The 25,640-nt window shown below is 60.5% G+C and carries 18 protein-coding genes; 14 read left to right on the top strand and 4 right to left on the bottom strand.

Annotated elements, in window-relative coordinates; translation table 11 throughout:
* Window positions 1-11: 11 nt before the first annotated feature.
* Window positions 12-1,175 (top strand): gamma-butyrobetaine dioxygenase, encoded by a 1,164-nt coding sequence (locus AC1RL4_RS06065; RefSeq protein ID WP_230175547.1) that lies wholly within the window; start codon window positions 12-14, stop codon window positions 1,173-1,175.
* Window positions 1,176-1,560: 385 nt separating this feature from the next.
* The gene (locus tag AC1RL4_RS06060; protein ID WP_019580667.1) at window positions 1,561-1,824 is read left to right on the top strand and encodes a hypothetical protein; all 264 of its coding nucleotides are present in this window, start codon (window positions 1,561-1,563) and stop codon (window positions 1,822-1,824) included.
* A 64-nt stretch (window positions 1,825-1,888) separates the two neighbouring features.
* Here the strand turns inward: AC1RL4_RS06060 and gbdR are convergent, their stop codons facing one another.
* On the bottom strand, window positions 1,889-2,992 hold the full coding sequence (gene gbdR, locus AC1RL4_RS06055; protein ID WP_007975492.1) for a choline metabolism transcriptional regulator GbdR: 1,104 nt from the start codon (window positions 2,990-2,992) through the stop codon (window positions 1,889-1,891).
* 490 nt (window positions 2,993-3,482) lie between these two features.
* Window positions 3,483-4,859 carry an L-serine ammonia-lyase gene (locus tag AC1RL4_RS06050; protein WP_019580666.1) on the bottom strand — a complete coding sequence of 459 codons (1,377 nt, stop codon included), beginning with the start codon at window positions 4,857-4,859 and terminating at the stop codon, window positions 3,483-3,485.
* A gap of 436 nt (window positions 4,860-5,295) precedes the next feature.
* Here AC1RL4_RS06050 and AC1RL4_RS06045 point away from each other — a divergent pair, with 436 nt between their 5' ends.
* The 3 genes from AC1RL4_RS06045 (at window position 5,296) to choV (ending at window position 8,330) form a co-directional block, all read left to right on the top strand.
* Window positions 5,296-6,243, top strand: a complete 948-nt coding sequence (locus tag AC1RL4_RS06045) for a choline ABC transporter substrate-binding protein (RefSeq protein ID WP_018928773.1) — start codon at window positions 5,296-5,298, stop codon at window positions 6,241-6,243.
* Between the two features lie 66 nt (window positions 6,244-6,309).
* The gene (gene choW, locus AC1RL4_RS06040) at window positions 6,310-7,155 is read left to right on the top strand and encodes a choline ABC transporter permease subunit (protein WP_018928772.1); all 846 of its coding nucleotides are present in this window, start codon (window positions 6,310-6,312) and stop codon (window positions 7,153-7,155) included.
* Window positions 7,152-8,330, top strand: coding sequence for a choline ABC transporter ATP-binding protein (gene choV, locus AC1RL4_RS06035; protein WP_018928771.1), 1,179 nt, complete (start codon window positions 7,152-7,154; stop codon window positions 8,328-8,330). Before choW ends, choV begins: the two co-directional genes overlap by 4 nt.
* Window positions 8,331-8,587: 257 nt before the next feature.
* On the opposite strand, the gene AC1RL4_RS06030 is transcribed toward choV, so the two are convergent.
* On the bottom strand, window positions 8,588-10,537 hold the full coding sequence (locus AC1RL4_RS06030; RefSeq protein ID WP_230175556.1) for a BCCT family transporter: 1,950 nt from the start codon (window positions 10,535-10,537) through the stop codon (window positions 8,588-8,590).
* Between the two features lie 380 nt (window positions 10,538-10,917).
* Between AC1RL4_RS06030 and betI the strand changes: the two genes are divergently transcribed.
* From betI to yccS, 9 genes are all read left to right on the top strand, one after another.
* The gene (gene betI / locus AC1RL4_RS06025) at window positions 10,918-11,511 is read left to right on the top strand and encodes a transcriptional regulator BetI (protein ID WP_018928769.1); all 594 of its coding nucleotides are present in this window, start codon (window positions 10,918-10,920) and stop codon (window positions 11,509-11,511) included.
* A 111-nt stretch (window positions 11,512-11,622) separates the two neighbouring features.
* Window positions 11,623-13,095, top strand: a complete 1,473-nt coding sequence (gene betB, locus AC1RL4_RS06020; RefSeq protein ID WP_018928768.1) for a betaine-aldehyde dehydrogenase — start codon at window positions 11,623-11,625, stop codon at window positions 13,093-13,095.
* A 204-nt stretch (window positions 13,096-13,299) separates the two neighbouring features.
* Window positions 13,300-15,003 (top strand): choline dehydrogenase, encoded by a 1,704-nt coding sequence (betA, locus tag AC1RL4_RS06015; RefSeq protein ID WP_230175546.1) that lies wholly within the window; start codon window positions 13,300-13,302, stop codon window positions 15,001-15,003.
* Window positions 15,004-15,213: 210 nt separating this feature from the next.
* Window positions 15,214-16,656 carry a TldD/PmbA family protein gene (locus tag AC1RL4_RS06010; protein WP_230175545.1) on the top strand — a complete coding sequence of 481 codons (1,443 nt, stop codon included), beginning with the start codon at window positions 15,214-15,216 and terminating at the stop codon, window positions 16,654-16,656.
* Window positions 16,656-17,993, top strand: a complete 1,338-nt coding sequence (locus tag AC1RL4_RS06005; RefSeq protein ID WP_230175544.1) for a TldD/PmbA family protein — start codon at window positions 16,656-16,658, stop codon at window positions 17,991-17,993. The genes AC1RL4_RS06010 and AC1RL4_RS06005 overlap by 1 nt, the downstream gene beginning before the upstream one ends.
* Window positions 17,994-18,064: 71 nt before the next feature.
* The gene (gene mdtD / locus AC1RL4_RS06000) at window positions 18,065-19,492 is read left to right on the top strand and encodes a multidrug transporter subunit MdtD (protein ID WP_028939054.1); all 1,428 of its coding nucleotides are present in this window, start codon (window positions 18,065-18,067) and stop codon (window positions 19,490-19,492) included.
* A 148-nt stretch (window positions 19,493-19,640) separates the two neighbouring features.
* A complete protein-coding gene (gene dbpA / locus AC1RL4_RS05995; protein ID WP_230175555.1) occupies window positions 19,641-20,978 on the top strand; it encodes an ATP-dependent RNA helicase DbpA in 1,338 nt (445 codons plus the stop codon).
* 148 nt (window positions 20,979-21,126) lie between these two features.
* Window positions 21,127-22,305 (top strand): BaiN/RdsA family NAD(P)/FAD-dependent oxidoreductase, encoded by a 1,179-nt coding sequence (locus AC1RL4_RS05990; protein WP_018928762.1) that lies wholly within the window; start codon window positions 21,127-21,129, stop codon window positions 22,303-22,305.
* A gap of 138 nt (window positions 22,306-22,443) precedes the next feature.
* Entirely contained in the window at window positions 22,444-24,627 is a 2,184-nt protein-coding gene (yccS, locus tag AC1RL4_RS05985; RefSeq protein ID WP_028939055.1) for a YccS family putative transporter, read from the top strand.
* A 144-nt stretch (window positions 24,628-24,771) separates the two neighbouring features.
* Here the strand turns inward: yccS and AC1RL4_RS05980 are convergent, their stop codons facing one another.
* A complete protein-coding gene (locus AC1RL4_RS05980; protein WP_019580656.1) occupies window positions 24,772-25,509 on the bottom strand; it encodes a substrate-binding periplasmic protein in 738 nt (245 codons plus the stop codon).
* Window positions 25,510-25,640: the final 131 nt, after the last annotated feature.

Genomic DNA, 25,640 nt, shown 5'->3' with positions numbered 1-25,640 from the left:
AGGAGCCTGCCATGAACACCGCCGCCGCTTTTGCCGATTTCCGCACCTATCCATTGATCAGCGCGTTGACCGCCGCGCACACCCTGGCGGACCGCATTCAAGTGAAGTGGGCGGACGGTCGGGTCAGCCCTTTTCATCATCAATGGCTGCGGGACAACTGCCCGTGCCCACAGTGCGTCTACACGGTGACGCGTGAGCAAGTGCTGGAAATCGTCGATGTCGCAGAGCACCTGATGCCTGAAAACGCCACGGTCGATGCCGAAGGCTGCCTGTGCGTCGATTGGCAGGATGGCCACCTCAGCCGCTTCGATCCGGGCTGGCTGCGGGCCCATGCCTATGACGATGAGTCCCGCGCCGAACGCCAGGCGGGCAAACCGAAAGCCAGGCTTTGGCACAGCGATTTGCAGCTGCCAGTGTTCGAATACCAGGCCCTGATGGAAAACAACGACGCCTTGTTGCAATGGCTGCTGGCCGTGCGCGATATCGGCCTGACTCAAGTGCGCGGAGTCCCCACCGAGCCAGGCTCGCTGAAGCTGATCGCCCAGCGGATTTCGTTCATCCGCGAGAGCAATTTCGGCGTGCTGTTCAACGTGCAATCCAAGGCCGATGCCGACAGCAATGCCTATACCGCCTTCAACCTGCCACTGCACAGCGATTTGCCGACCCGGGAGTTGCAACCGGGGCTGCAATTTCTGCATTGCCTGGTGAATGACGCCGACGGCGGCGAGAGTATTTTCGTCGACGGTTTTGCCATCGCCCAAGCTTTGCGTCAGGAAGATCCAGAGGCGTTTCAAGCCTTGTGTGAAATCCCCGTGGAGTTCCGCAACAAGGACCGCCACAGCGACTACCGCTGCCTGGCGCCGATCATCGCGCTGGATGCATTCGGGCAAGTGTCGGAAATCCGCATGGCGAACTTTCTGCGTGGGCCATTCGATGCTTCAGTGGAGCAGATGCCCAGGCTGTATCGCGCTTACCGGCGCTTTATTGCGATGACCCGCGAGGCGCGTTTCCGGGTGATGACACGGCTCAACCCCGGCGAGTTGTGGTGCTTCGACAACCGCCGCACCCTCCACGCCCGCAACGCCTTTGACCCCGCCACCGGCGCCCGGCATTTCCAGGGTTGCTATGTCGACCGGGATGAATTGCTGTCGCGCATTCTCGTATTACAACGCTAGACCGCGTCATCGTTCATCGCGGGCAAGCCACGCTCCCACAGGTTACTCACGCCCCCTGTGGGAGCGTGGCTTGTCGGATCGCCGCACCGCCGCGATGGCGTCCGCACAAGCAACACAAATTCTGGATTCGCAGGCAAAAAAAACCCCGATCAAGCCGTGACAAGATCGGAGCTGAGGAGGGTACTGTTGAGGAGCTGTTGCGCGAGGGTGACCAAACCTTCGTGATGCCAGCTGAGTTCAGTGTGCCTACTCCCATCTTTCGCAAGTTAGCCGAAAGCGACCTGTTCATAGGTATTGCGGCCATTGCGACAAATCGTCCTTGCCGACACCCACAGCCCCTACCAGAATCGAACCACGACACCGTTCCCTGAAGAAGGATTGCGTCATGATGTACGCCGATTTGATAGACCAGGAAGACCTGTTGAGCCAGCTGAAAGCGTTGGGGTTTTCAGTGCCCCCCGGCGCAACCGCCGAGCAAGCCTGCGAATGCGCAGTACGGGGCTTGAACAACGAGCGGGCAATGGAACTGCGGACCATGGTCAAGCAGATGTACACCAGCAGCGCGTCAATCCAGCCGGCCGTGCGTCAGGCCATTGACAAGCAACTGTTACCGGCATTGGCGCAGTACCAACAGAGCCATAGCGCCTGATTTCCGGGGTGTGAACACTTTGTGGCGAGGGAGCTTGCTCCCTCGCCACAATAGTTTGCCTGGTTTAGAGCCTTACGCTGGCAAACGTCGATTCATTACGTGCCTGGCTCAACGCCGACAGCGGCCCGGACAACGGCGACAGCACCAGTGCTTGCGGCAGCGGCATCATCGCCACTTGTTGCGTGGTATTGGAGCCTACGCGCTCGTCACGCGGTGGAATGCCGAAGTATTCGCGGTAGCACTTGGAGAAGTGCGGCGTGGACACGAACCCGCACACCGACGCCACTTCGATGATCGACATCGGCGTTTGCTTGAGCAGTTGCCGAGCACGGATCAGGCGCAGTTTCAGGTAGTAACGCGACGGCGAGCAGTGCAGGTATTTCTGGAACAGCCGCTCCAGCTGACGACGCGAAACGGCGACATAAACCGCCAGTTCATCGAGGTCGATCGGCTCTTCGAGGTTAGCCTCCATCAGCGCCACGATTTCCTGCAGTTTCGGCTGGTTGGTGCCGAGCATGTGCTTGAGCGGCACGCGCTGGTGATCCTGCTCGTTGCGGATACGCTCGTAGACGAACATCTCCGAAATCGCGGCCGACAGTTCACGGCCATGATCGCGGCTGATCAGGTGCAGCATCATGTCCAGCGGCGCGGTGCCGCCGGAGCTGGTGAACCGGTTACGGTCGAGGGTAAACAGCCGGGTGCTCATGGCCACTCGCGGGAAAGCTTCCTGCATAGCGGCCAGACATTCCCAGTGCACGCTGCAATCGAAACCGTCCAGCAGGCCGGCGCACGCCAGGGCCCAGCTGCCGGTGCAGACCGCGCCGAGACGACGGGACTGACGCGCCTGGCTTTGCAGCCACGACACATGCTCACGGGTTACGGTGCGCTGAATGCCGATGCCGCCGCAGACAATGACGGTGTCCATGGGTGGTGCTTTGTGCATGGAGGCGTCGGGGGTGATCTGCAGACCGTCACTGGCCCAGACCTGACCGCCATCGACGGTGAGCGTGGTCCAGCGATACAGCTCGCGGCCGGACAATTGGTTGGCCATGCGTAGAGGTTCTACTGCAGAGGCCAGAGAAATCAGCGTGAAATTGTCCAGCAGCAGAAAGCCGATGGATTGAGGCGCACGGTTCTGGGGTTGGGCCCCGGAGTTGAACGTCGTCATCGCGGTATCTCCTCACACAAAGCGGGTGATGGCCTCAGGCGGAGGCTCTTTTTATTGCCATCGTTCTCGCGTGGGAGACGGGCTTTGTAATGACAGAGCAATTGCCATGCCTAAATTGAATGCGCGTTCAATAACTCCTGAAAACGACGTCGCGATGCGTCTAGATATGGCGCGCAGAGATAAGAGGTTAAAAGTGCCATCAAAGGCCCCAAACCCGTGCCCCCGTTGCGTGTGAGCAAATCGGTAGCACTTGTGGGAACAGGTCTGCGACGCGGCGGTCAAGAGTGTCACCGCTGGCACAGGTGACGAACGGTCAGGGTTTGAATTTGATCCCCGAACGGGGAGCCGGGCTTACCTGTTTGCGACGCGCCAAAAGGTGGCGCGTTTTAGTGCGCGTGTTCACTTGGTGCACAGTTTTGACTGGTCTGGTGTAGCACATGAGGTCTTTGTGGAGAGCAGGCTTGCCCCCTCTCCACAGGTCAACTCGGTTTCAGCACTCCACCGCGCTAACCGCCAAGCCACCGCGCGACGTCTCTTTATATTTGTCGTGCATGTCGGCACCGGTATCACGCATGGTGCGGATCACCCGGTCCAGCGAGATAAAGTGCTGGCCGTCACCGCGCAGCGCCATCTGCGCGGCGTTGATCGCTTTCACCGCAGCAATCGCATTGCGCTCGATGCACGGTACCTGCACCAACCCGCCCACCGGGTCGCAGGTCAAGCCGAGGTTATGCTCCAGGCCGATTTCCGCCGCGTTACACAACTGCTCCGGCGTGGCACCAAGAACCTCCGCCAACCCGGCCGCCGCCATGGCGCAAGCCGAACCGACTTCACCCTGGCAACCGACTTCGGCACCGGAGATCGAGGCGTTCTTTTTGCACAGAATCCCTACCGCCGCAGCACTGAGGAAGTAATCGACCACATTGGCGTCGGTCACTGCCTCGCTGAATTTCATAAAGTAGTGCAACACCGCCGGAATGATCCCCGCCGCACCGTTGGTCGGTGCCGTGACCATGCGCCCGCCGGCAGCGTTTTCTTCGTTGACCGCCAACGCGAACAGGTTGACCCACTCCATCGCGCTCAAGGTCGAGCCGATCACGTTGGGCTTGTTCAGCTCTTGCAAACTGCGGTGCAACTTGGCCGCGCGACGGCGCACATTGAGACCGCCGGGCAGGATGCCTTCGTGCTTGAGGCCTTGCTCCACACAATCCTGCATGGCGCGCCAGAGTTTCATCAGGCCACTGCGGATTTCTTCTTCGCTGCGCCAGACTTTCTCGTTGGCCATCATCAATTCGGCCACGCGCAGGTTGTGCTTCTTGCACAGGCTGAGCAATTCGACGGCACTGGAGAAGTCGTAAGGCAGCACGGTGTTATCCAGATCCACCACACCGCTGGAAGCTTGCGCCTCGTCGACGACAAAACCGCCGCCGATGGAATAGTAGGTGTCGCGATGCAGCTCGCCGTGATCGCCTTCGGCAACCAGGGTCATAGCGTTCGGATGGAACGGCAGGTTCTCGTCGATCAGACGCATGTCCCGGGCCCAGATGAACGGGACCGACAAGCGGCCGTCGAGCAATAGCGTGTGAGTTTCACGCAAGGCTTCTATACGGATGCCGATTTGCGACGGATCGATCGCGTCGGGCCACTCGCCCATCAACCCCATGATCACTGCGTTGTCGCTGCCGTGGCCGATGCCGGTGGCCGAGAGCGACCCATAAAGCTGAACTTCGACGCGACACACCTGCTCCAGAAGTCCCCGCTCGCGCAAACCTTGCACGAACAGCGCCGCGGCGCGCATGGGCCCCACGGTGTGCGAACTGGAAGGGCCGATGCCGATTTTGAACAGGTCGAAAACGCTGATAGCCATTACTGCTGAACTCCTGGATGTGCCTGCTCCAGGCGCAAAAGCGCCCAGTGACGGAGCTGCTACGCTCAAGCTGCAATCCGTCGAGATGGCCGCATCATCAGGCTTTTACCATGTCGTTCAACGTCTCACACCGACGCACTCATGCCCACTAGCGCCGCGGGTCTCTTACGCAATGTTTTCGCCGCTTTTTTGCGGATCAGCGGGGCAAATCGGGCTGAAAAAAGCTGTAAACGACGTCACCGACACTGGATGCGACCATCCCTGTACTGGTTACGACGCACCCTGTAGGCGTCAGATTTTCACTGGTACATGATCGTATCGACTCGATTGCAAGGCGCTGTGGTAGAGCTGTCTCCAAAACGCCATCCAACCGCAACAGATAAGTGCGGTGGTCCAGTCGGAACACTGCCAAAAAAAACACTTAGGAGTCGCCCCTATGAAAGGTTCCCCGTCGTTGTTGTTGGCCGCCATGCTGAGTCTGCCGTTCCTGGCTCAAGCCGCAGAGCCGGCCCAATGCAGCACCGTAAACTTCTCCGATGTCGGCTGGACGGACATTACCGCGACCACCGCGACCACCAGCGTTGTGCTCAACGCCCTCGGCTACAAGACCAAGACCACGATGATTTCCGTGCCGGTGACCTACAAGTCCCTGGCCGACGGCAAGAACATGGACGTGTTCCTAGGTAACTGGATGCCGACCATGGAAAACGACATCAAGGCCTATCGGGATGCCGGCACCGTGGAAACCGTGCGCACCAACCTCAAAGGTGCCAAATACACCCTCGCCGTACCACAAGCGCTGTACGACAAAGGGCTGCATGACTTTGCCGACATCGCCAAATTCAAGAAAGAACTCGACGGCAAGATCTACGGTATCGAGCCAGGCAACGACGGCAACCGTCTGATCCAGAGCATGATCGACAAAGACGCCTTCGGTCTCAAAACCGCCGGTTTCAAAGTCGTCGAGTCCAGCGAAGCGGGCATGCTGTCGCAAGTCGACCGTGCGCAAAAACGCGACACCGCCGTGGTGTTCCTCGGCTGGGCACCGCACCCGATGAACAAACGTTTCAAGATTCAGTACCTGACCGGTGGCGATGACTTCTTCGGCCCGGATTTCGGTGCTGCCACCGTTGCGACCAACACTCGCAAGGGGTATACCCAAGAGTGCAGCAACGTCGGCCAACTGCTGAAAAACCTGGAGTTCACCGTCGACATGGAGAGTACGCTGATGGGCAACATCCTGGACGACAAGATGAAGCCTGAAGCGGCCGCCAAGGCCTGGCTGAAAAAGAACCCACAGGTGCTCGATACCTGGCTCGCTGGCGTGACCACCATTGACGGTAAACCAGGCCTGGAGGCCGTGAAAGCCAAGCTCGCGCAGTAATCGCTTACGCCGGGCGGGCTCGCCTGCCCGGGCTGTTTATTTCCTTGCATGCGGACGTTCACTACCATGCTGATTGATCAGAAAATACCCTTAGGCCAGTACATCGCGAGCTTCGTTGAATGGTTGACGCAACACGGCGCCAGCACCTTCGACGCCATCGCCGTGTCACTGGAAACGATGATCCACGGCGTGACTTTTGCGCTGACCTGGTTCAACCCGCTGGCATTGATCGGCCTCATCGCACTACTGGCACATTTCATCCAACGCAAATGGGGCCTGACCGTTTTCGTCATCGCTTCCTTTCTGCTGATCCTCAATCTGGGGTACTGGCAGGAAACCATGGAAACCCTCGCCCAGGTGTTGTTCGCGACCCTGGTCTGCGTAGTGATCGGCGTGCCGTTGGGTATCGTCGCCGCGCACAAACCGATGTTCTACACACTGATGCGGCCGGTGCTCGATCTGATGCAGACCGTACCGACTTTCGTGTACCTCATTCCTACCCTGACCCTCTTCGGTCTGGGTGTGGTCCCGGGTCTGATCTCGACGGTGGTGTTCGCGATTGCCGCGCCCATCCGCCTGACCTACCTGGGTATCCGCGATGTTCCGGACGAACTGATGGACGCCGGTAAAGCCTTTGGCTGCTCGCGCCGTCAGTTGCTCTCGCGCATCGAACTGCCCCACGCCATGCCAAGCATCGCGGCCGGTATCACCCAGTGCATCATGCTGTCGTTGTCGATGGTGGTGATTGCGGCACTGGTGGGCGCCGACGGCTTGGGCAAACCTGTGGTCAACGCACTGAACACTGCTGATATCGCACTGGGCTTCGAAGCAGGCCTGGCGATCGTACTGCTGGCGATCATGCTCGACCGTATCTGCAAACAACCCGAAGCCAAAGTAGGGGGTGACGCATGAGCATTATTCGCTTCGAAGACGTGGACGTGATCTTCTCCAAAGATCCACGCGCGGCTCTCAAACTGCTCGACCAGGGCATGACCCGCAACGAGATTCTGAAAAAGACCGGGCAAATCGTTGGTGTCGAAAAGGCCAGCCTGGACATCGAGAAAGGTGAAATCTGCGTACTGATGGGTTTGTCCGGCTCCGGCAAATCCAGCCTGTTGCGCTGCATCAACGGCCTCAACACCGTTAGCCGTGGCAAGTTGTTCGTCGAACACGAAGGTCGGCAGATCGACATCGCGTCCTGCACCCCGGCGGAACTGAAGATGATGCGCACCAAGCGCATCGCGATGGTGTTCCAGAAGTTCGCCCTGATGCCTTGGCTGACGGTGCGCGAGAACATCAGCTTCGGTCTGGAAATGCAGGGTCGCCCCGAGAAAGAACGCCGCAAACTGGTGGACGAGAAGCTTGAGCTGGTGGGCCTGACCCAGTGGCGTAACAAGAAACCCAATGAGCTCTCCGGCGGCATGCAGCAACGTGTCGGCCTGGCCCGTGCGCTGGCGATGGACGCCGACATCCTGCTGATGGACGAACCGTTCTCGGCCCTCGACCCGCTGATCCGCCAGGGTCTGCAAGACGAGCTGCTGGAACTGCAAAACAAGCTGAGCAAGACCATCGTCTTCGTGAGCCACGACCTCGATGAAGCCCTGAAGCTGGGCAGCCGTATCGCGATCATGAAAGACGGCCGGATCATCCAGTACAGCGTGCCGGAAGAAATCGTCCTGAACCCTGCGGACGATTACGTGCGCACCTTCGTCGCCCACACCAATCCGCTGAACGTATTGTGTGGTCGCAGCCTGATGCGCACCCTGGACAACTGCAAACGCATCAACGGTTCGGTGTGCCTGGATCCGGGCGGCGATTCGTGGCTGGACCTGGCCGAAGGCAACACCATCAAAGGCGCGCGCCAGAACGGCTCGAGCCTGGACCTGCAGAAATGGATACCTGGGCAAGCGGTTGAAGCCCTGGGCCGTCGACCAACGCTGGTGGACTCCAACATCGGCATGCGCGATGCGCTGCAGATTCGTTACCAGACCGGCAACAAGCTGGTGCTGCACGACAACAACAAAGTGGTCGGGATCCTGGGCGACAGCGAGCTGTACCACGCGCTGCTCGGCAAGAACCTGGGGTAAGCAAGACAGCAGACACAAAAACGCCGCGAGATGATCGCGGCGTTTTTGCTTGTGCACAGATTGGATCTGGAATGCTGACTACTGTGGCGAGGGAGCTTGCTCCCGCTGGGTTGCGGAGCGGCCCCAAAACCTGACACCGCGATTATTCAGATACACCGCATCATCCGGATTTACGACTGCTTCGCAGCCGAACGGGGGCAAGCCCCCTCGCCACAATGGATCTGCGGTGCAGCTTGTGCACCGCATTACCTCAAACCTCAGCTATAAACCCGGCCTAGCAGCTGCCGATGGCTTTCAAACTGATCGAGCACGTCACGGGTGATCTGATCCTGAGTGAAGCCCATCAAGTCATAGTCCTGGCTGCCGTTGTGCAGGTACACCTCGGCGCGGTAGTAACGTGCGCGCGGTTCATCGGCACTTTCGGCCGACACCGTTTCGCTCGCCGCCGCCAGATAACCGTCCAGGCTCACTTCGTAGACAAAAGGATTGCCCTCTTCCATCTCGATCCGCAGGCCCATGCAACGCTTGGCTTTGCCCAGCAACGTTTGCACGTCCAGGCCCTTGCCACGCAGTTGAACCACGGCCTCTTCCAGCGCCGGACTGACTTGCTTGTCCATGAAACGCTGAACAATCGACTGATTCGGTTGCAGATCCAGCTGGGTCAGACGCTCGCTGAAACCACGACGACCACGCGCCGCCAGTTCCGCTTGCTCCTGTTCGATCTGCACGTCCTGGCGCATGGCCTTGTGCAAACCGAACATGAAGAACACCAGCACCACCGAGAACGGCAGCCCCGCCAGCACCACCATGGTTTGCATGGCTTCGAAGTTACCGGCGAACAGCAGACCGATGGTCACCAGGGTGATCACCACCGACCAGAAAATCCGCAGCCAGTGCGGCGCGTCTTCGTCGACGTTGCCGCCCTTGCACGAAAGGTTGGCCATCATCACCGCGCCGGAGTCCGCCGGGGTCAGGAACAGCACAAAACCGACAAAGATCGACACGCCGATTACCACTTTCGACGCCGGGTAATGCTCAAGCAACTGGTAGATCGCCATCGATGGCTGTTCCAGCGCCGTCTTCCCGAGCTCCACCGCCCCATGGTTCATCACCAGGTCCAGGGCCGAGTTACCGAAGATCGACAGCCATGCCAGGGTGAAACCCAGCGGGATCAGCAGCACACCGGCGACCAGCTCACGCACCGTGCGACCACGGGAAATACGCGCGATGAACATGCCGACAAATGGTGCCCAGGAAATCCACCAGGCCCAGTAGAACAGGGTCCACAGGCCCAACCAGCGGTCGGACTTCTCACTGTCGCCTTCGTACACGTAGAGGTCGAAGGTCTTCAGTACCACACCGTTCAGGTAGTCGCCGATGTTCTGCACAAAACCATTGAGCAGGTGCAAGGTCGGGCCGAACAACAGCACGAAAATCAACAGACCGCTGAACAGCACGATGTTCAGGTTGGACAGACGACGAATGCCGTTTTCCACCCCGGACACCGCTGCGATGGTCGCCACGGTGCTCATCACAATGATCACGATCAGCAAGTTGGTGTTGCTGTGCGCCATGCCGAACAGGTTTTCCAGCCCCGACGACACTTGCAGCGAACCGATCCCCAGGTTCGTCACCAGCCCCAGCAGGGTCACGAACATGCCGAAGCCGTCCACCGCATGACCGGCCGCGCCTTTGACCCAACGCTCGCCGACCAGCGGATACAGCGCCGAACGCAGCGCCAGCGGCTGGTTATGACGATAAGCAAAGTACGCCACGGCCAGGCCGACCAAGGCGTAGATCGCCCAGCCATGCAGGCCCCAATGCAGGAACGTCAGCTGCACTGCCTGACGCGCGGCAAGGTTGCTGCCGGCCACGCCTTCCGGTGGATTGAAGTAGTGGTCCAGCGGCTCGGACGCACCGAAGTACAGCAGCGAGATGCCGATACCCGACGAGAACAGCATCCCCGCCCAGGCGCCGTAGCTGAAGTCCGGGGTATCGTCCTTGCTGCCCAGCTTGAGCTTGCCGTAAGACGAAAACGCCAGGCCGACGACAAAAACCAGATAGGCGGCGATCACCACCATGTAGTACCAGCCGAAGCTGCGGGACAACCACGCCTGGGCAATGCCGAGCATTCTGCCGGCCTCTTGCGGGGCGATGATCAGAATGGCGGTCAACAACAGAATCAACGCGGTAGAGGTGTAGAACACCCAACCGTTGACCATCACCTTCTCGGGTGGGGTCTTTATTAGAGAGGCAGAACTCATGGCACAGATGCTCCGGGCAGTGCGAGAGAAGAACACAAGGCAACGCGGTACCCGACCAATCGATTAGTTGGCAGCCGACCGGCGGGTGATATAAAGACACCCCGAAAAAAGCCCGAAACCCCTGGAACGCGTCTGCGTATGGGTTTCGAGCATTTTTGGATGTCGGTTTATCGTCATTTACACGTAGGAAAAATCTGTAAGCAGCGACGAATTGTCGCAGATCTTATTCTTTGTTGATTGAACGTTCAATCAAAACAAAATAGACTGGCCCTCAATCCGGTAGCCGTATTTCGTCCACCGGAAGGCCTAAGGAGATGTGCAAGATGCCCAAGGTCGGTATGCAACCCATCCGCCGCCAGCAATTGATCGAAGCCACGTTGCAGGCCGTCGATCAGGTCGGCATGGGGGACGCCAGCATTGCGCTGATCGCCCGTTTGGCCGGTGTCTCGAATGGCATCATCAGTCACTATTTTCAGGACAAGAATGGCCTGATCGCCGCCACGATGCGGTATCTGATGAGCGTCCTCAGCGAGAACGTCACCGCGCGCCGTCAGGCGATGGCAGATGACAGCCCACGGGCGCATCTGCAGGTGATTATCGAAGGCAACTTCGACGCCAGCCAGGTCAATGGCCCGGCAATGAAAACCTGGTTGGCCTTCTGGGCCACCAGCATGCACCAGCCGTCTTTGCACAGGTTGCAGCGGATCAACGATCACCGTCTGTATTCCAACCTGTGCTGCCAGTTCCGCCGTGCGTTGCCGCTTGATCAAGCGCGCAGCGCCGCCCGGGGCCTGGCAGCCCTCATTGACGGTTTGTGGTTGCGCGGCGCGCTGTCGGGAGATGCTTTCGACACCGAGCAGGCGCAACGGATCGCTTACGAATACATGGATATCCAATTGGCCAAGCAGGTGAGTTAGAGCACACATAAAACCGCTCAACCCCTGAACCGCCACTGATCAGCGTCGCCAACGCTACACGGCACGTCCCAGTGGTTAACGCCAACCAACTTATGCACTTGCGAGGACTTTATGGCCCGTTTCGAACTGCAAAAACTCTACATCGACGGCGGCTACAGTGACGCCAGCAGCGACGCCACCTTCGAAGCCATCAACCCGGCTAACGGTGAAGTCCTCGCAACCGTACAGCGTGCGACCAAGGAAGACGTTGAGCGTGCAGTGGTCAGTGCCGAAAAGGGCCAGAAAATCTGGGCCGCGATGACCGCCATGGAGCGTTCGCGCATCCTGCGTCGTGCCGTCGACATCCTGCGCGAGCGCAACGACGAACTGGCCGCCCTGGAAACCCTGGACACCGGCAAGGCGTACTCCGAAACCCGTTACGTCGACATCGTCACCGGCGCTGACGTGCTGGAATACTACGCAGGTCTGGTACCGGCCATCGAAGGCGAGCAGATTCCGCTGCGCACCACCTCTTTTGTCTACACCCGTCGCGAGCCGCTGGGCATCGTGGCCGGTATTGGCGCGTGGAACTACCCGATCCAGATCGCTCTGTGGAAATCCGCGCCAGCCCTGGCGGCCGGCAACGCGATGATCTTCAAGCCAAGCGAAGTCACCTCGCTGACCACCCTGAAACTGGCCGAGATCTACACCGAAGCCGGTCTGCCGGCTGGTGTGTTCAACGTGTTGACCGGCAGCGGCCGTGAAGTCGGCACCTGGCTGACCGAACACCCACGCATCGAAAAAGTCTCCTTCACCGGCGGCACCGACACCGGCAAGAAAGTCATGGCCAGCGCTTCCGCCTCCACGCTGAAAGACGTGACCATGGAACTGGGCGGCAAATCCCCGCTGATCATTTTCGACGACGCCGACCTCGATCGCGCCGCCGACACCGCGATGATGGCCAACTTCTACAGCTCCGGTCAGGTCTGCACCAACGGCACTCGCGTGTTCGTCCCGAGCCACCTGAAAGCCGCGTTCGAAGCCAAGATCGTTGAGCGCGTTGCGCGCATCCGCGTCGGCAACCCAGAAGATGAAAACACCAACTTCGGCCCGCTGGTCAGCTTCGCCCACATGGAAAGCGTGCTGGGTTACATCGCCAAAGGTAAGGAAGAAGGTGCTCGCCTGCTGTGCGGCGGCGCTCGTCTGACCGACGGCGAATTCGCCAAAGGCGCATTCGTGGCCCCGACCGTGTTCACCGACTGCACCGACGAGATGACCATCGTGCGCGAAGAAATCTTCGGCCCGGTGATGAGCATCCTGACCTACGAAACCGAAGAAGAAGTGATCCGTCGCGCCAACGACACCGACTTCGGTCTGGCTGCCGGCGTCGTTACCAAAGACCTGAACCGCGCGCACCGCGTGATTCATCAACTGGAAGCCGGTATCTGCTGGATCAACGCCTGGGGCGAGTCCGACGCCAAGATGCCGGTCGGCGGCTACAAGCAGTCGGGCGTGGGCCGTGAGAACGGCATCAGCTCGCTGAACAACTTCACACGCATCAAATCGGTACAGGTCGAACTGGGCGATTACGCCTCGGTTTTCTAAGGCCTGCGAGGTCTCTGTGGCGAGGGGGCTTGCCCCCGCTGGGTCGCGAAGCGGCCCCCATCCAGACATCGCACGTCTTCAGATAGAGCGTGGTCGCTGATTTTACGACTGCTGCGCAGCCGAACGGGGGCAAGCCCCCTCGCCACAGGTTACGCAGCGCATCGGCGACGGGCGACCTGACCAACTTCAAAGAGGGTGCATTCAATGTCCCAAGTATTCGATTACATCATCATCGGTGCCGGCTCCGCCGGTAACACCCTGGCGACCCGTCTGACTGAAGACGAAGGCGTCACCGTCCTGCTGCTCGAAGCGGGCGGCCCGGATTACCGTCTGGATTTCCGCACACAAATGCCAGCAGCTTTGGCGTTCCCGCTGCAAGGCCGTCGCTACAACTGGGCGTACGAAACCGATCCAGAGCCACACATGGACGGTCGTCGGATGGAATGCGGTCGCGGCAAGGGCCTGGGTGGTTCTTCGCTGATCAACGGCATGTGCTACATCCGCGGCAACGCCATGGACTACGACAACTGGGCGAAACTGCCAGGTCTGGAAGACTGGACCTACCTCGACTGCCTGCCGTATTTCCGCAAGGCGGAAACCCGTGACATCGGCCCGAACGACTACCACGGTGGCGACGGTCCGGTCAGCGTGACCACGCCAAAAGCCGGCAACAACCCGCTGTTCAGTGCGATGGTTGAAGCAGGCGTGCAGGCCGGTTACCCGCGTACCGAAGACTTGAACGGTTACCAGCAGGAAGGTTTCGGCCCGATGGACCGCACCGTGACGCCGAACGGCCGTCGCTCCAGTACCGCTCGCGGTTACCTGGACATCGCCAAGAAGCGTTCGACCCTGACCATCGTCACCCACGCCCTGACCGACAAGATCCTGTTCGAAGGCAAGCGTGCGGTCGGCGTGCGTTACCTGATCGGCGCGGCTGAAGAGCGCGTTGAAGTCCGTGCCCGCAAAGAAGTGCTGCTGTGCTCCGGCGCCATCGCGTCGCCGCAGATCCTGCAACGTTCCGGTGTCGGCCCGGCCGACCTGCTGAAAAAGCTTGATATTCCGGTGGTCCACGACCTGCCGGGCGTCGGTGAAAACCTGCAGGATCACCTCGAGTTGTACCTGCAATACGCCTGCACCCAACCGGTCTCGCTGTACCCCTCGCTGCTCCTGCACAACCAGCCGGCCATCGGTGCCGAGTGGCTGTTCAAGGGCACCGGTATCGGCGCCAGCAACCAGTTCGAAGCCGGCGGTTTCATTCGTACCCGTCCGGAATTCGAATGGCCGAACATCCAGTATCACTTCCTGCCGGTAGCGATTAACTACAACGGCAGCAACGGCGTGAAAGAGCACGGCTTCCAGGCGCACATGGGTTCCATGCGTTCGCCAAGCCGCGGTCGCATCCAGGCCAAATCCAAGGATCCGCGCGAATACCCGAGCATCCTGTTCAACTACATGGCTACCGAGCAGGACTGGCAGGAATTCCGCGATGGCATCCGCCTGACCCGTGAAATCATGCAACAGCCGGCGCTGGATGCCTTCCGTGGTCGCGAAATCAGCCCCGGCATCGACGTGCAAACCGACGAGCAGCTGGACAAGTTCATCCGTGAGCACGCCGAAACCGCGTTCCACCCGTCCTGCTCGTGCAAGATGGGCACCGACGAAATGGCCGTGGTCGATGGCGAAGGTCGTGTGCATGGCATGCAAGGCCTGCGCGTGGTCGATGCCTCGATCATGCCGATCATCACCACCGGCAACCTGAACGCGCCAACGATCATGATGGCCGAGAAAATCGCCGACAAGATCCGCGGTCGCAAACCATTGCCGCGCAGCAAGGCCAAGTACTACGTGGCCGGTGATGCACCGGTGAAGGGCAAGCCGTTGCGGGATGTGAGCCCTACCGCTCAGTAACGCAGTTACACCGAGGCGCGGCCTTGATCATTCCCACGCTCCGCGTGGGAATGATCAGCCTATAAATTCCTGACTCACCCAACCTCAACTCTTCCTACACCGCTCTTCACTTGATCCTACCCCCATGCAGGCCTAATCTAGCGCCACGCAAACGTTTCACCCCCCTCGCAACACCGATTCGCCGCCACTCCATACCAAGGAGGTTCCCGAATGTTCGATTTCCACCCCCAGCTCAAGCAGCGCTTCGCTGCGTTGCGCACGGGCGCTGAATTCTTTTCGCTGCGTTATGTTCGCGAATCCGGCCAGTATCTGTCAGTGCGCAAGAACGTTGCCGAACCGCCGAGCCTGAGCCGGGACGAAGGTGCGATGCTGACCGTTCGGGTCAACGGCGTCGAAGCCTATGCCGCGACCAACGACTTGTCTCAGTCCGGGCTGCAAGCTGCGCTGGAGAAGGCCGAGCAACAAGCCCGTCGACTCAAGCCACACGCCCTCCTCGACTTGCGTGAGCAAGCGGTTTCCAGCGAGCGCGCCGACTATTTCTCGCCGAGCCTCGACCAGCCCTTCCCGTCTCTCAGCGATTGCTACCAACTGCTCGGCGCCGAATCTGCCGCCGTGCCCAAGGACGAACGCCTGGTGAACTGGCAGGCGAGCATCGGTATCACCAACGTCGAGCAGATCTACCTCAACAGCGCCGGCGCCGAACTGCGCCAGACCCAGCGCTTCGTCTACCCGAGCATGGACGTCACCGCCTACGACGGTAGCGACAGTCAGACCCGCACCCTCGGCCGCGAGAATTTCGGTCAGCAGGGCGGCTTTGATGTGATCAGCCGCTGCGGCCTGATCGGCGCCGGCCCGAAAGTCGCCGACCAGGCGTTGCAATTGCTGCTGGCACCGAATACCCCGCAAGGCCCGCGCGACCTGTTGCTGATGCCCGACCAGATGATGCTGCAGATCCACGAGTCCATCGGTCACCCGCTGGAACTGGACCGCATCCTGGGCGACGAGCGCAATTACGCCGGCACCAGTTTCGTCAAGGCGCAAGACTTCGGCCGCCTGCAATACGGCTCCGAACTGCTCAACGTGACATTCGACCCGGACATCCCCGAACAGCTCGCCAGCTACGGCCATGACGACGAAGGCACCGCCGCCAGCAAGCAATTCCTGATCAAGCAAGGTTTGCTGCTGCGACCATTGGGCGGCGCGCTCTCGCAGTTCCGGGCCAGCCTCGACGGCGTGGCCAACAGCCGCGCCTGCGGCTGGAACCGTCCGCCGATCGACCGCATGGCCAACCTCAACATCGAGCCCGGCGATCAGCCGCTTGAGCAACTGATCGGCAACATCGAGCACGGCATTTTGATGAGCACCAACCGTTCGTGGTCCATCGACGATGCGCGCAACAAATTCCAGTTCGGTTGCGAATGGGGCCAGTTGATCGAAAACGGCGAACTCAAAGGCGTGGTGAAGAACCCGAATTACCGGGCGATTTCCGCGCAATTCTGGAAGAGCCTGAGCGCCGTCGGTGACGCCAGCACCTTCAAGGTGCTGGGCACGCCGAACTGCGGCAAGGGCGAACCGAACCAGGTGATCCGTGTCGGCCATGCGTCGCCGGCCTGTGTGTTCAGCAATGTTGATGTGTTTGGGGGAGATGCCTGATGAGTACATTCAAAGGTCAGGCCGAGTCGTTTAAAACATTGGTCAACTGGCTGCGTGATGCGCTGCATGAGCCTGAACAATTCACCCTCAGCTACGCCGCCGAATCGTCGGCCTTCGTGCGCTTCAACCACGCCAAGGTGCGTCAGGCCGGGCAGGTGCAGCAGGCAAGCATCGGCTTCAAACTGATCGACGATGGGCGCCACGCCGACCTCGACATCACCTTGTCGGGCGATGCAGAAGTCGACCTTCAGCGTCTGGCCGAGGGGCTGCAACAGTTGCGCGAAACCCTGCCGTTGCTGCCTCAGGACCCGTACCTGCTGCTCAACCATGACGACTGGCAGAGCAACAACGTGCAGGATCATCCGCTGCCGGACACCGAGCAGGTGGTCGCTGAAATCACTCAGGCCGGCGAGGGGCTGGATCTGGTCGGCTTCTACGCCGCCGGGCCGATCAGTCGCGGTTTCGCCAGTTCTTCGGGCGCGTTCGGCTGGCATCAGGCCAACAGCTTCAACTTCGATTTCAGCCTGTTCCATGAAAACGGTCAGGCGGTGAAAGCCAGCTATGCCGGGCACGACTGGAACCGCGAAGGCTTTGCCCGGCGTTTCCAGCAGGCCCGCGAGCAGTTGGCGTTTCTGGGGCGGCCAACGCGCACGCTGGCGCCGGGTCAGTACCGCGCGTACCTCGCGCCGGCAGCCCTGGAAGAAATCATGGGCATGCTCAGTTGGGGCGGGTTCTCGGCGCAGTCGATTGCCAGCAAGAGCAGTCCGTTGCAGAAGCTCTACGGTGGCGACAGCTCGTTCAGCCCGTTGGTGTCCCTGGATGAAAAAGTCAGCGGCTCCCTGAGCCCGGCGTTCTCCGGTGAAGGTTATCCACGCAGTGATCTGCGGCTGATTGTTGAGGGCAAGGCGGGCGAGCAACTGGTCGGTTCACGCAGCGCCGCCGAATACGGACTGACCGCCAACGGTGCTGGCGGCGGTGAAGCGCCAAGTGCGTTGAACATGGCGGCCGGCTCGTTGCCTGACGCCGAGATCCTCAAGCAACTGGGCACCGGTTTGTATATCAGCAACCTGTGGTACCTGAACTACTCGGACCAACCGGCGGCGCGCCTGACCGGCATGACACGGTTCGCGACCTTCTGGGTCGAGAACGGCGAGATTCAGGCACCGGTCAGCACCATGCGTTTCGATGACAGCGCCTACAGCCTGCTCGGTTCGCAGCTGGAAGCGTTGACCGAGGAACGCGAGCTGATGTTGTCGGCCAGCACCTACAGTCAGCGGAACACGTCTTCGGCATTGCTGCCGGGAGCGCTCGTCAGCCGATTGACCTTGACCCTGTAAACACAAAAACCTGACACAGATCGTTCCCACGCTCCGCGTGGGAACGATCATTTCCGACACCAAGAGGCCCCATGCCCAACCGCCCACCTCTCGACGCTGTCACCGCCCGCTGGTTGCCGTGGGTCGTCGCCATTGCCTTCTTCATGCAGTCCCTCGACGGGACAATCCTCAACACCGCCCTCCCCGCCATGGCCCGGGACCTGGCCGAAGACCCGCTGCGCATGCAAGGTGTGATCATCGCCTACATGCTCACCGTCGCCTTGCTGATTCCCGCCTCCGGCTGGATCGCCGACCGTTTCGGCACCAAGAAAATCTTCTTCGGCGCCATCCTGTTGTTCAGCATCGGCTCATTGCTCTGCGCCTTGTCGAGCACCCTGAGCATGCTGATCGGCGCCCGGGTGATCCAGGGCCTGGGCGGCGCCTTGATGTTGCCGGTCGGGCGACTGGTGGTGCTGCGCGCCTATCCGCGCTCGGATCTGGTGCGGATCATGGGGTTCATCACCATTCCCGGCCTGCTCGGCCCGCTGATCGGCCCAACCATGGGCGGCTGGATGGTGCAATACCTGACCTGGCACTGGATCTTCCTGATCAACCTGCCGGTGGGTGTCATCGGCTGCTATGCGGTGTGGAAATTCATTCCCGACCTGCGCGGCAGTGAACGCACCCGCTTCGATAGCCTGGGCTTTTTGCTGTTCGGCGCGGCGATGGTGCTGATCACCATCGCCATGGAAGGCCTCGGCGAACTGCATCTGCCGCACTTGCGGGTGATGTTGCTGTTGTTTGCCGGCATGGCCTGTCTGGCGGCCTATTGGCTGCGGGCCGGGCACACCGACAATCCACTGTTTGCGCCATCGCTGTTCAAGACCCGGACATTTGCCGTGGGCATCCTCGGCAACCTGTTCGCCCGGTTGGGCAGCGGCGCATTGCCGTTCCTGGTGCCGTTGCTGCTGCAAGTGGCGCTGGGCTATTCGCCGTCTCAGGCCGGGATGAGCATGCTGCCCCTGGCCGCAGCGGCGATGGTCGCCAAATCGGTGGCGCGGCCATTGATCGAACGTTTCGGCTACCGCATCGTGCTGACCGGCAACACCCTGGCGCTGGGGATCATGCTGGCGAGCATGGGCCTGGTCAGCGAGCAGACGCCGTATTGGCTGTTGCTGGGCCAGTTGGCGATTCTGGGGGCGATCAACTCCTTGCAATTCACCGCGATGAACACCGTGACCCTGATCGATCTCGACGACGCCAGCGCCAGCAGCGGCAACAGTTTGCTGTCGGTGGTAGCGCAATTGTCCCTGAGCCTGGGCGTGGCGTGCGCCGGTGCGCTGCTCGGCGGATTCACGGCGGAGATGGGCAATGACGACGTGGACACGGTGCTGGGCGCGTTCCAGCTGACTTTTGTGACGGTAGGAATCATGGCGATGCTGGCTGCAACGATCTTCTCGCAGCTTTCACCAAAGGATGGCCGACGGATGGTCAGCCGTGAGCACGATATCGAGCACTGACCCGTACCTCGACAGCTGCTACGGCTATTCGTCCAGAATTTGCAGGTGGAGAGCCTGGGACTGATACACTGCGCGACATTTTGTTTTGCAGGCCAGTCCCGTGACCACCATCGCCACCGCTTTTAATACTTTGCCGCTGTCCGCCGCCATGCTGGCTAACCTCGACTCCCTCGGTTATGCCCAGATGACGCCGATCCAGGCGCAAAGCTTGCCGGTGATCCTCAAGGGGATGGACCTGATCGCCCAGGCCAAGACCGGCAGCGGCAAGACCGCCGCCTTCGGTATCGGCCTGTTGAACCCGATCAATCCGCGCTTCTTCGGTTGCCAGGCACTGGTCATCTGCCCGACCCGTGAGCTGGCCGACCAGGTCGCCAAGGAAATCCGTCGCCTGGCCCGCTCCGAAGACAACATCAAGGTGCTGACCCTGTGCGGCGGCGTGTCTTTCGGCCCACAGATCGGCTCGCTGGAGCACGGCGCGCACATCATCGTCGGTACTCCGGGGCGCATCCAGCAACACCTGCGCAAGGGTTCGCTGGTGCTTCACGGCCTGAACACGCTGATCCTCGACGAAGCCGACCGCATGCTCGACATGGGTTTCTACGATTCCATCGAAGAAATCATCGCCCAGTGCCCGGAACGTCGCCAGACCCTGCTGTTCTCCGCCACCTATCCGGTGGGCATCAAGCAGTTGGCGTCGAAGTTCATGCGTAATCCGCAGCAAGTGAAGGCCGAAGCGTTCCACGACGACACGCAGATCGAGCAGCGCTTCTACGAAATCTCCCCGGAAGAGCGCATGAGCGCGGTGACCAAGGTGCTCGGCCACTTCCGTCCGGCGTCCTGCGTGGCGTTCTGCTTCACCAAGCAGCAGGTGCAGGAAACCGTCGATCACCTGACGTCCAAAGGCATCTCCGCCGTCGGCCTGCACGGCGATCTGGAACAGCGTGACCGCGACCAGGTGTTGGCCATGTTCGCCAACCGCAGTACGTCGGTACTGGTCGCCACCGACGTCGCCGCACGCGGCCTGGACATCGATGCGCTGGACATGGTGATCAACGTCGAACTGGCCCGTGACTCGGAAATCCATATTCACCGTGTCGGCCGTACCGGTCGTGCTGGCGAGAAAGGCATCGCGATCAGCCTGGTCGCACCGTCCGAAGCCCATCGCGCCCAAGCCATCGAGCAACTGCAGAAGTCGCCGTTGAATTGGGATCAGGTGGATAACCTCACGTCCCAGGGCGGCGGTCCGCTGCTGCCGCTGATGAGCACGCTGTGCATTGGTGCGGGCCGTAAAGACAAAGTCCGTCCAGGCGACATTCTCGGCGCACTGACCGGTGAGGCGGGCATTCCCGGCGCCCAGGTCGGCAAGATCGCGATTTTCGACTTCCAGGCCTATGTGGCCGTGGAACGCGGGATCGCCAAGCAAGCCTTGCAGCGTCTGAACGACGGTAAAATCAAAGGCCGTTCGCTGCGCGTACGCATTTTGTAAAACCGCACCGCCCCCCCTGTAGGAGCGAGGCTTGCCCGCGAAGAACGAAAACTCGGTACACCTGATGCAACGCGTTATCGTTCTTCGCGGGCAAGCCTCGCTCCTACGGGATCGCCGTTAGCTCTGAGATTTATGTGAGGACACCGTTTTGCGCTCTACCGAAGTCGTGATCATTGGCGCTGGCGCCGCAGGGTTGATGTGTGCGCTGACCGCCGCCGGGCGCGGGCGCAAGGTGATGTTGCTTGACCATGCCAACAAGGCCGGCAAGAAAATCCTGATGTCGGGCGGTGGCCGCTGCAATTTCACCAACATGTACACCGAGCCGAGCAATTTCCTCTCGCAGAACGCACATTTCTGCAAATCTGCGTTGGCACGTTACACCCAGTGGGACTTCATCGGTCTGGTGGCCAAACACGGCGTGCCGTACCACGAGAAGAAACTCGGCCAGTTGTTCTGCGATAACAAATCCAGCGACATCCTCGACATGCTGCTCGACGAGTGCAATCAGGTTGGCGTCAGCCTGCACCTGGACACCTCGATCCAGACCATCGAGAAGCTCGAAAGCGGTTATCTGCTGGATACCACGCTGGACCAGATCACTTGCCAATCCCTGGTGATCGCCACCGGCGGCCTGTCGATTCCGACCCTCGGCGCCACCGGTTTCGGCTATCAGGTGGCCAAGCAGTTCGGCCACGACCTGCTGCCGACCCGCGCCGGTCTTGTACCGTTCACCATCACCGATCAGCTCAAGGAGCTGTGCACCGAGCTGTCCGGTACGTCGGTGGATTGCCTGGTGAGCTGCAACGACCAGAGTTTCCGCGAGAACATCCTGTTCACCCACCGCGGTCTCAGCGGCCCGGCGATTTTGCAGATTTCTTCGTTCTGGGAATCCGGCGACACGGTAGAGATCAACCTGATGCCGGATCACGACGTACCGAGCTGGCTGCAACAGCAGCAAGTCGAACGCCCGAACAGCGAGTTGAAAACCCTGCTCGGTGAGATCTTCACCAAGAAGATGGCCAACTTGCTGGCGGATAACTGGTTCGTCTCCAAACCGATGAAGCAGTACACCCACGCGGAAATTGCAGACATCGCCGAAAAACTGGCGAGCTGGAAAGTCGTGCCAGCCGGCACCGAGGGCTACCGCACGGCCGAAGTGACCCTGGGTGGCGTCGACACGCGTGAAGTGTCTTCCAAAACCATGGAATCGCTGAAAAGCCCTGGCCTGTATTTCGTCGGTGAAGTGCTCGACGTCACCGGGCATCTGGGTGGTTTCAACTTCCAATGGGCCTGGGCGTCCGGTTACGCGGCGGCGCAGTACGTCTGACTACACCTCTCCCCCTGCAGGGGAACGTGTTTCGCCTGGGAAGGAACAGATTTTGCTGCCTGATGTGATCGGCGCCATTGCGTCGGCGTCATTAGTGGCTCAATTTAGCGTCATCGCCTCGGAAGGCCTTCGCACTTCATGTCATCGACCACATTTCGGCAGTCTCTGCGTCGCCTCTGGGCGCTGGATAAATTCAGTTACAGCGTTCGGGTATTCATCGCCCTGACCGGCACCATGGCGCTGTGTTGGTCTCAGGATCAAATGGGGCTGCTGATCCCGTTGTTCCTGGGGATCATCGCCAGCGCCCTGGCCGAAACCGACGACAGTTGGCAGGGCCGCCTCAACGCACTGGCCGTGACGCTGGTGTGTTTTATGGTCGCCGCCCTGTCCGTCGAACTGCTATTTCCCTACCCCATCCTCTTTATCATCGCCTTTGCCTTGGCCAGCTTCTGCCTGACCATGCTCGGCGCATTGGGCGAACGCTACGGCGCGATTGCGTCAGCGACGCTGATTCTGTCGGTCTACACCATGATCGGCGTGGACCAGCGCGGCGGCGCAGTCACTGATTTCTGGCACGAGCCGGTGCTGCTGGTGGCTGGTGCGGCCTGGTACGGCTTGCTCTCGGTGTTGTGGCAGGCACTGTTTTCCAACCAGCCGGTGCAACAGAGCCTGGCGCGGTTGTTCCGTGAACTGGGTTATTACCTGAAACTGAAATCGTCGTTGTTCGAACCGATCCGGCAGTTGGACGTGGAAGCGCGCCGCCTGGAGCTGGCCCAGCAGAACGGTCGGGTGGTGGCAGCCCTGAACGCCGCCAAGGAAATCATTCTGCACCGGGTCGGCGATGGCAGGCCGGGTGCGAAACTCAGCCGATATCTGAAACTTTACTTCCTCGCCCAGGACATCCACGAGCGCGCCAGCTCCTCGCACTACCCTTACAACGCGCTGGCCGAGGCGTTCTTCCACAGCGACGTGCTGTTCCGCTGTCAGCGCCTGCTGCGCCAACAAGGCAAGGTGTGCCGCGCGCTGGCCGAATCGATCCAGATGCGCCAGCCGTTCATCTATGACGCCAGCTTCGCCGAAGCCCTGAGCGACCTGCACGCCTCCCTCGAACACCTGCGCATCCAGAGCAATCCGGCCTGGCGTGGTCTGTTGCGCTCGTTGCGGGCATTGGCCGCCAACCTCGGCACCCTCGACCGTTTGCTCAGCGACGCCAGCAACCCCGATGCGCTTGCAGATGCCACCGACAGCAGCCTGCTCGACCGTTCGCCACGCAGCCTCAAGGATGTGTGGATTCGCTTGCGCACACAGCTGACGCCAACGTCCTTGCTGTTCCGCCACGCCCTGCGCCTGCCCCTGGCATTGAGCATCGGCTACGCGATGGTGCATTTGATCCACCCCTCGCAAGGTTACTGGATCATCCTCACCACGTTGTTTGTCTGTCAGCCGAACTACGGCGCCACCCGCCGCAAACTGGGCCAGCGGATCATCGGCACCGCCATCGGCCTGACCGTGGCCTGGGCGCTGTTCGATCTGTTCCCCAACCCGTTAATCCAGTCGAGCTTCGCCATCGTTGCCGGGGTGGTGTTCTTTACCAACCGCACCACCCGCTACACCCTGGCGACGGCCGCCATTACGATCATGGTGCTGTTCTGCTTCAACCAGGTGGGCGACGGTTACGGGCTGCTTCTGCCGCGACTGTTCGATACCTTGCTCGGCAGCCTGATCGCCGGCCTGGCGGTGTTCCTGTTCCTGCCGGACTGGCAGGGCCGACGCCTGAACAAAGTGCTGGCCAATACCCTGACCTGCAACAGCATTTACCTGCGCCAGATCATGCAGCAATACGCCGTCGGTAAAAGCGACGACCTGGCTTATCGCCTGGCCCGACGTAACGCGCACAACGCCGACGCGGCGTTGTCGACGACGCTGGCCAACATGCTGATGGAGCCGGGACACTTCCGTAAGGAAGCCGATGTCGGGTTCCGATTCCTGGTGCTGTCGCACACCCTGCTCAGCTATTTGTCGGGGCTTGGGGCACACCGTGAAACCCAACTGCCATCGGATGTGCGCGAGCACTTGATCGACGGTGCGGGCGTGAGCCTGGCCGCCAGCCTCGACGACATCGCCCAGGGCCTGGCGAGCAAACAGCCGGTGGCAATTCAGAGTGACGAGGAGGAAGCCCTGGCCAACGAGCTTGAGCAGATGCCGGATGAGATCGATGAAGGGCAGCGGCTGGTGCAGACGCAACTGGCGTTGATCTGTCGGCAGCTGGGGCCGTTGCGGACGCTGGCGGCGCATCTCATTAAAGACACCAGCGAAGCCTGAGATGTGTAGTGACTGGGCGGGCCTGTTCGCGGGCAAGCCTCGCTCCTACAGGATCAGTGTCGGCCACGGGATTTGCACCCGACACAAACTCTGAGCGAGGCTTGCCCGCGAAGGCTTCAGCTCAGACACTGCTGGCCTTTCAGATTACATCCCATGCTGCCTGAGCAACTTCTCATAACTCCCATCAGCCTTCATCGCCGCAATCTCGCGATCGAAACCGGCGACGATCTGTTCATGCTCCGGGTTCTTCAGGCTCACCAGAATATGCAGACTGTTCTCGCTCAACGGCTTGGGCAGGAACTCCACGGCATTGCGCACTTTGGGTGATTCCCGCGCCAGGTAATACCGGGCGACGAACTCGTCTTCCAAAGTCAGCTTGACCCGATCGGCCGCGACCATGCGCACAGCCATGGCGAAGTTATGCACCGGGACTTTCTGCAACGACACATCGTCGTCAAATTCGTGCGAATAGGCATAACCGCGTACGACCGCTATCGGGTAGGTGTGCAGTTGTTGCAGGTTGTTGTATTCGATTGGCGTGTCTTTGCGCTTGAGAAAGCGCACGCGGTTGAGCAGGTACTCACCTGAAAATTGCCCCAGCTTCGTGCGCTCATCGGTGTACCAGGTGTTGACCAGTACGTCGTAACGTCCCTCGCCCACCCCAAACAAGGCCCGGGCCCACGGCACTTGTTCGAAATCGCTGGCGTAACCGGCCCGGGCCAGTGCGGTGCTGACGATGTCCGTGGCCACACCGCCATTGACCAGCGTGGCGTCGGTAAAGGGTGGCCAGGCATCGGCGACCAGACGCAGCTTTTCCGCAGCCTCGGCCTGTGTCAGCAACAGCAATCCGATCAAAGCAAACGCTCGATGAAACCGCGGCATGCCAGAAATCCTTAGCGGGCGAGCTGCCCGACGTGTTTTTCAGCCAAAACTCCAAGGTCCCTCTACCGGCAAACCCAGGTCCTAACATTAGCTCATTGAGGCCATTGCACAGCGCTTCATCGCAGATTACA

It is taken from the genome of Pseudomonas sp. GW822-FHT07A10 (assembly GCF_058798795.1).
This window is presented reverse-complemented; position numbering and strand designations above follow the sequence as displayed.